This window comes from Paenibacillus sp. R-74696 (assembly GCF_055814915.1).
The window spans coordinates 257,809-266,403 of the sequence record NZ_JBPULM010000030.1 but is presented as its reverse complement, the minus strand read 5'-3'; the positions used below and the strand labels follow the sequence as shown (position 1 = coordinate 266,403).

Genomic DNA, 8,595 nt, shown 5'->3' with positions numbered 1-8,595 from the left:
ACCTGACTTGAGGGGGCAAGAACATGATTCGGTATCTAGGGACAAGAGCAGGAGACATCATCACCGTTTATCCGCATAAGCATCCCTCCATTGTAAAACAGATCCGAAAGGAGTTCGTGTCTGATGACGCCACCCTCCTTCGCGTCTGGGCGGAAGGCAGCCGTGATCGCGAGGAACTGGATGAACTCCTCTGTCGTCTGCTCGGGGCGCACCTGCGCGAACTGGGACTGCATCCGGTCAAGAACCCGGCTCGCGGGTTCTTGACCGACTTATATAACAAGTGGTACGAAGAAAGCCTCGCCCTCTTGACCCGTTATGCGCATCTCAGCTTCGACGAATCGTCGGAAACGCTCTGGCAGGAGTGGGAGGCGAGAAAGTCTCGCTGGCTGGAAAAAGCGGAGCTCAAGGCGCAGGTCGTGCTGGTAGAGACGACGATGCGCGCACTGCCGGACATTCTGACGGGCAAGCGGGCGGCGACGGACATCCTGTTCCCTGATGCCTCGATGAAGCTGGTGGAAGGCGTGTATAAAATCAACGCGATCTCCGACGGCTACAACGAAGTGCTGGCCGACATGGTGGTCCTCTACCTGCAGGAGCGTTTGAAAAACGAGCCGGCGGCGCGCATTCGCATCTTGGAGATCGGAGCCGGAACCGGCGGGACGAGCGCGATGGTGTTTGACAAGCTGCAACCTTATCAGCAGCACGTCGAAGAATATTGCTACACGGACATCTCCAAGGCGTTTTTGCTCCATGCCGAACGGGAGTATGCTCCGAAGGCTCCGTATCTGACCTATCGAGTGTTCAATGTGGAGGAGCCGATCGCCGGGCAGGGACTGGAAGCGGGGGCGTATGACCTCGTGTTGGCGACCAACTGCCTACACGCCACAAAGAACATTCGCCAGACCTTGCGCAATGCCAAGGCTGTTTTAGCAAAAAACGGCCTGTTGCTGCTCAACGAGATGAGCCGCAATTCGGTGTTCACGCACCTGACCTTTGGCCTGCTCGATGGTTGGTGGCGATATGAGGATGCGGAGCTGCGCATACCGGGTTGCCCGGGCTTGTCTCCGGAGGCCTGGTCCTCGGTGCTGAAAGCGGAAGGATTCCGCGCGGTCGATCATCCGGCGCAAAAGGCGCACGATCTTGGCCAGCAGATCATCGTGGCGGAAAGCGACGGGGTGGTGCGACAGAAACAGGGGCAAGGGCCGACGGTGGCCTCCACCGCAGCGAAGTCGCCGAAAACGGAGACCCACGTTGTGTCGAGAGAAGCGGGCGAGGCTTCGGCATCCGAGGTGACGGAAGCGCTGATCGAGGAGCGGGTGAAGAAGGCGATCAAGGACCAGCTCTTCTCTTCGTTGAAAGTGGATCGGGATCGGATTGATTCCGACAAGTCGTTTGCCGATTACGGTCTGGATTCGATCACGGGTATTCATCTGGTGCAGGCGCTGAACGACAAGCTGCCAGTCGGGTTGAAGACGACGAACCTGTTCGATTACAGCTCGGTCAACCAACTCGCTTCCTACATGCTCCGGCAATACAAAGAAGCGCTTGTCACAGCGTTCGCTCCCGCCAAGCCTCAAACATCGGCGACGACCTCAGCGACTGCAATCGCAAATGACCCTGCAATTGCAAATACAATTGCATCGGCAGCAACATTGGTGCAAACGGCAAGAGCTCAAGCTGACGTTCAGCAAGGCGCTCGAGAAAGTGCTCGAGAAGGCGGTCGAGTTGACGGTCGAGACGATGCGGGGAAAAAGATCTCCGAACAAGGCGGAGATCTTGATGCGATTGCGATCGTCGGCATGAGCGGGCGTTTTTCGAAGTCGGGGGACTTGGGCGAGCTATGGGAGCATCTGGCGAACGGAGACGATCTCGTTGTCCCGGTGACGCGATGGGATCTTCGCTCTTATCATGCGGAGGGAGTACGTTTTTGCAACGAAGGCGGCTTCCTCGATGACATCGACCGCTTCGATCCGCTGTTCTTCCACATCTCGGGCGTTGAAGCGACGTACATGGACCCACAGCAGCGCATTTTCCTCGAAGAGTCTTGGAAAGCGCTCGAAGTGGCCGGTTATGCCGGCGACGCGGTCAAAGGAGCCTCCTGCGGGGTGTATGTCGGGTTCAACGGAGGCGATTACCAGCAGTCGATGGTTGAACAGGCACCAGCACAAGCGATGTGGGGCAACGCTGCCTCTGTGATTCCGGCGCGCATCTCGTATTTCCTAGACCTTCAAGGACCAGCGGTCGCGGTCGACACGGCTTGTTCGAGTTCGCTCGTCTCCATCCACTTGGCTTGCCAAGGGTTGCGGTCAGGGGAGACGGACATGGCGCTGGCCGGCGGCGTTTTCATCCAGAGCACGCCTCGTTTCTACTTGACGGCAGAGCGTGCGAGCATGCTCTCGGCGACGGGGCGCTGTCACACGTTCGATGACCAGGCGAACGGATTCGTGCCTGGAGAAGGCGTGGGGGTCGTCGTCCTCAAACGACTGAAAGACGCGCTCGCCGACCGAGATCATATCTATGGCGTGATTCGAGGCTCAGCGCTCAACCAGGACGGCACGACGAACGGAATCACCGCTCCCAGCGCCAATTCGCAAGAGCGCCTAGAGCGCGAAGTCTATGAGACGCACGGGATCAACCCGGAGCAGATTCAACTGGTCGAAGCGCATGGCACCGGAACGAAGCTCGGCGATCCCATCGAGTTCGACGCTTTGACCCGCGCCTTCCGCGCCTACACGGATCGTAAGGAATACTGCGCGATCGGTTCGATCAAAACGAACATCGGACACGCAGCTGCGGCGGCCGGGGTCGCCGGGGTGCTCAAAATCCTGCTTGCGCTGGAACACAAACAACTGCCGCCTTCGCTTCATTTTGGTGCGTGGAATGCAGACATCGAGCATCAAGGCAGCCCGTTCTATGTGAACACCAAGCTACGGGACTGGTGCATCGAGCCGGGGAGCAAGCGCCGCGCTGCGATCAGCGCCTTCGGGTTCAGCGGCACCAACGCGCATATGGTGATCGAGGAAGCGCCGCAGACCGTTCGGAAGCCGATTGACAGAGCGGGGCATCTGATCGTGCTGTCCGCTCGCACCGCCGAACAGCTGCGCAAGCAGGTGCAGAATCTGATCGCCTTCTGCGAGCAGGAACCGAATGCGGATTGCGGCAACATCAGCTACACCTTGCTCGTCGGACGCAAGCATCTGTCTCACCGCTTGGCCTGCGTGGTGTGCGATGTGCCGGAACTGGTCAAGTCGCTGCAAAAATGGCTGGAGACGGGAAAAGTCGCTGGTGTGCATCACGGCGAATTGCTTGAGAACGAACTTCGGGAACAGCCGTCGCTCAAACGCTACGGCAACCAGTGCATCGAAAACTGTCGCCATGCTGCCCAAGGGGCAGACCTGCTCGAACAGCTCGCGGCCGTGGCCGATCTGTATGCACAAGGCTATGCGCTGGAGTACGGACGCCTGTTTGAAGGGCTGCCCTATGCGCGCATCCCGCTTCCGACATATCCGTTTGCCAAGGAGCGGTATTGGAAGCCGGAGGGTTCGGCGCAGTCTGTCGCGAAGGCGGGTGGCACAAACTCCCGCATGCTGCATCCGTTGCTGCACGAAAACATTTCGGTGCTGGAAGAGCAGCGCTATGCGTCTGTTTTTACAGGAAAAGAGTTCTTCCTTGCCGATCATGTGATCAACGGACAGCGGATTTTGCCGGGCGTGGCCCATCTCGAAATGGTCCGCGCAGCTCTTGAGCTGGCGGCAGGAGCGAGCGAAGAAGGCAGCGCATGGCGCTTGCAGCATGTGGGCTTCGCAAGCTCGATCCTCGCAGGGAACGGGCCGGTTGAGGTTCAGGTCGGGTTACGGGCGGAAGAGGCCGAGGAGATTTCCTTTGAAGTCAGAGACGGGCGGGGGGCTGTCGTACACAGCCAAGGCCGGGCGAGACGCTTGGGTAAGGCAGATGCTCCTGCCGTCGATCTCGTTACTCTGCAGACGGCCTGCTCGCAGAACCGAATCAGCGCTTCCGAGCTGTACGAGCTCTTCCGCCAAGCCGGGCTGGACTACGGGACGGCACACCAAGGGATAGAGAGCCTGTCGATCGGAACGGGGCAGGTGCTGGCGAAGTTGTCGCTGCCCGATTGCGTGGCTGACACAGAGAGCCGCTACGTTCTGCACCCGAGCCTCATGGACGCGGCGCTGCAGGCCGCGATCGGCCTGATGCTCGGCACTGCGTCATTCAAGCCGTTTGTGCCCTTCGCATTTGAGGAAGTCGAGATCTACGGTCCGTGCACGCCCTCGATGTGGGCCGTGGTGCGCCGCAGCGAAGGCAGCAGAGCAGAAGCCAAGGTGCAAAAGTTCGACGTGGACGCGTGTGACGAAAATGGTCAGGTGCGCGTGCGCTTGAAAGGCTACACCTCGCGCGTGCTGGAAGAGGGAGCAGGGGGGCGCACGCAGGGAGCGCACTTGCTGCAGCCGAGCTGGAAGCAGCAGGGCATCGCGCAGAAGACGGCCCTTCCTGCCCTGTCGCAGCATCTGGTGCTGCTCTGCGAGCTGACGGCACCTCTCGTGCTCGGTGGACAGGTCGTGGCGCTGCAGTCGGATCGTCAGGACATCGCCGAGCGCTACCAAGCGTATGCGGTGCGCGTGTTCGAAGAGATTCAGACCCTTCTGCGCAGCAAGCCACAGGGCAAGGCGCTGGTGCAAGTCGTGGTGCCTGCCGACGGAGAAGGTCAGGTCTTCAGCGGCCTTGCTGGACTGCTTCGCAGCGCCCGCCGCGAGAACCCGAACCTGATCGCGCAGCTGATCGAGGTCGAGGACACGGCAGGATTGGAACACAAGCTTTTGGAAAATCGCCATTCCCTGCAAGATGACCACATCCGCTACCGATACGGGCAGCGCTGGGTCGCTTCTTGGGATGTGGCGGAAGTCTCGCAGCAGGCGTTACACATCCCGTGGCGCGATGGCGGCGTCTACCTTCTGACCGGCGGTGCGGGAGGACTCGGCCTGATTTTTGCCCAAGAGATCGCAAGCCAAGTCAAGGCTCCGCGACTGATCCTCACCGGCCGCTCCCCCTTGGGCCTAAAGCAGCAAGCGGCTCTGCGGGAGCTTAAGGATCTCGGCGCACACATCGAGTACCAACAGGTCGATGTGACGCGGGAAGAGGCGGTCGCTGGACTGTTTGAGGAGATCCGGGCGCGCTATGGCACCCTCCAAGGCATCCTGCACGGAGCTGGCGTGATCCGCGACAACTTCATCATCCGCAAGACCGGGCAGGAGATGCAGGAGGTGCTGGCTCCCAAAGTGAGCGGTTTGGTCCACCTCGACCGTTCGAGCATTGGGCTGCCGCTGGACTTCTTCGTGCTGTTCTCCGCTGTGGCCGGCTGCCTCGGCAATCCGGGGCAGGCCGATTATGCGGCGGCCAACGGATTCTTGGATGCTTATGCTGCCGAGCGCAATCGTCTGGTCGCTCGCGGGCAACGCCAAGGCCGCACGCTTGCGATCGACTGGCCGCTCTGGCAAGACGGCGGAATGCAGGTGGATGCAGAGACGGAGCAATGGATGAGAGAGCAAACGGGGATGATCTCACTGGAGAGCCGGAACGGGATTCGGGCTCTCTATCAGGGCTTGGCCATCGGGTGCGATCAGGTGATGGTGGTGCAGGGCGACCTCGCCCGGATCACGGAGAAGCTGCACCCGCTGTTCCCTGCCCCTGCTGCCCGTCCGGTTCACAGCGTGGCTGGCCATGTGCAAGCGAGAGTGCTGCAGATCGCCTCGGACTTGCTGCAGGTCAGACCTGATGAACTGGATGCCGAGGCCGAGTGGTTGGACTACGGGATCGATGCGTTTCTGATGAATGAGCTGGCCGATCGTCTCAACGAGGAGTTCGGCCTGGATCTGAAGCCGAGCACCTTCTCCGAACTGCCGACGATTCAGCAGGTGATCGATCTGCTGACAGGTGAGACCGACAAGCAGGTTCTCGCAGCTCCGATCCCGAATGCCAAGGAAGAGGCGGTTCTGGCGAGCGCAGCGGCCGATTTTTTCAAAAAGCAGCTGTCCTCCGTCCTGGGAGTTCCGGCTGAGAGCATCGAAGCGTCTAGGCCGCTGGAAGTGTACGGCATCGACTCGATCATGGTGATGCAGCTGACCCGTCAATTGGAAAAAACGTTCGGTGGGTTGCCGAAGACGCTGTTCTTCGAGTACCAGAACATTCGCGATCTGACCGGGTACTTTTTGAAAAATCACCGTGCCCATCTGATCGACCTGCTCGGGGTCGAGGAGCGATGGGCAGAGTCTGCATCGGTTTCGGTGGCAAAGCCTGTGCGGAAGGTCGTCGCGCCGGTTCGCGCTGCGGTCAAGGAGCCGACCAAACAGAGCGGCGCGCTCGACATCGCGATCATCGGCCTGTCTGGGCGCTACCCGCAGGCGGATGATCTGGAGGCATTCTGGAGCAACTTGCGCGAGGGTCGGGACTCAATCACCGAGATTCCAAAGGAGCGCTGGGATCACAGCCCGTATTATGACACGGATCCCAGCCAGCGTGGCAAGACGTACAGCAAGTGGGGCGGGTTCGTGCGCGATGTCGACAAGTTCGACCCGCTGTTCTTCAACATTGCACCTCGGGAAGCTGAGATCATGGACCCGCAAGAGCGCCTGTTCCTGCTGTCCGTGTATGAGGCGATGGAAGATGCGGGCTACACTCGCGACACGCTCGTGTCAGGCGGGGAATCGGGCGATGAGCGCAATGTCGGGGTCTACGTCGGGGTGATGTACTCGGAGTATCAGCTCTACGGAGCGGAGGAGACGCTGCGGGGCCGTCCGATGGCTTTGTCGGGCAACCCGTCGTCGATTGCCAACCGCGTGTCCTATTTCTTCAACTTGCACGGCCCGAGCCTTGCGGTCGATACGATGTGCTCCTCGTCGCTCACGGCGATTCATCTGGCCTGCCAGAGTCTGGAGCAAGGCGACTGCGAGCTGGCCGTGGCAGGCGGGGTCAACCTGTCCTTGCATCCGAACAAGTACCTGATGCTCGGCCAAGGCAAGTTCGCGTCGAGCAAAGGGCGCTGTGAGAGCTTTGGTGAAGGAGGCGACGGGTACGTGCCGGGTGAAGGTGTCGGCGCTGTGCTGCTCAAACCGCTCGCCAGGGCGCTAGAGGACGGCGACCAGATCTACGGCGTGATTAAGGGGACGGCGGTCAATCACGGCGGCAAGACCAATGGCTACTCCGTCCCGAATCCGAATCTGCAAGCTCGCGTGATCGGACGCGCGTTCAAAAAGGCAGGCATTCACCCGCGCTCCCTCTCTTACTTGGAAGCGCACGGCACGGGAACGGCGCTCGGCGACCCGATCGAGATCGCCGGATTGATGAGAGTCTTCCAAGAAGACACGACAGACACGCAATTCTGTGCGATCGGATCAGTCAAATCGAACATCGGCCACTGCGAGAGTGCGGCTGGCATCGCGGGCTTGACCAAAGTGCTGCTGCAGATGAAGCATCGCCAGCTAGCGCCGTCTCTGCACGCAGACGTGCTGAACCCGAACATCGACTTTAATCGGACGCCGTTCGTCGTGCAGCGGGAACTGGAGGAGTGGAAGCGGCCGCTGCTGGAGGTGGACGGCGAGCTTCGCGAGGTTCCGCGCATCGCTGGCATCTCCTCGTTCGGAGCGGGAGGTTCCAATGCGCATCTTGTGATCGAGGAGCATGTGCCGGAGGTAGCACCGCGAGCGGCTGCCCGTATCGAGCAGAACCGTCCGGCTCTGCTCGTGCTATCCGCCAAAGACGAGCAGAGCCTGCACGAGCAGGTGCTGCGCCTGCAGGCGGCGATCGACAGACAGGTCGTGACGGATGACACGCTCGCCGATGCGGCCTATACCTTGCAGGTGGGGCGCGAAGTGATGGAAGAGCGGCTCGCCGTGGTGGCAACCTCCGCACAGGACCTGCAGCAGAAGCTGTCCGCTTTTCTGCAAGGCCATCCGGCGCTTGGCGCGGTCTTCCGCGGTCAGGTCAAAGGCGCGACGGACAGCTCGCTGTCGTTCGCGGCGGATCAAGATATGCAGGAGCTCGTGACGAAATGGTGGGAGAGCGGCCAGCTTGCCAAGCTGGCCGACCTCTGGGTCAAGGGTCTGCATGTGGAGTACGGTTCTTTGTATGGCACGGAGAGACCGCGCCGTCTCTCGCTACCGACCTATCCGTTTGCCCGTGAGAGATGCTGGGCGGTGGAGGGGCCGAATTTTGACGAAGGGTTCTATGAGCAGATTTTGGACGAGATGGTGGACGAAGAGATCACCCTCGAAGAAGCCCTTCTGAAAATCAGCAGCGCCCTGATCCCGAATTGATCTCTTGACTAAATGAATGTTGCGAGATTAGTATTAGGTAGAAGATGGTAAATGATGGCATGATTGATACAAACTCCTTATTTGCTTTCCAATCGATGTTGCGGCGCGTTGGCGGGTGTAAGGGGCACATCCAGTTGCATTTTGTCGTGTGCATGTGGGCAGATGACATGGGAAGAGTATGTCCGCATGACATATTTTCATAGCAGAACCTAAGAAAAGGGAGGAGCGATCCTCTCTTTTTTTCTATTTTATGAGAGAAATTAGAAAAGGA

Annotated in this window: 1 protein-coding gene; it reads left to right on the top strand. The window is 59.9% G+C overall.

Annotated features, from left to right (window positions below; all coding sequences use genetic code 11):
* Nucleotides 1–23: 23 nt before the first annotated feature.
* The gene (locus ACSR9A_RS12835) at nucleotides 24–8,324 is read left to right on the top strand and encodes an SDR family NAD(P)-dependent oxidoreductase (RefSeq protein ID WP_473757585.1); all 8,301 of its coding nucleotides are present in this window, start codon (nucleotides 24–26) and stop codon (nucleotides 8,322–8,324) included.
* Nucleotides 8,325–8,595 lie beyond the last annotated feature (271 nt).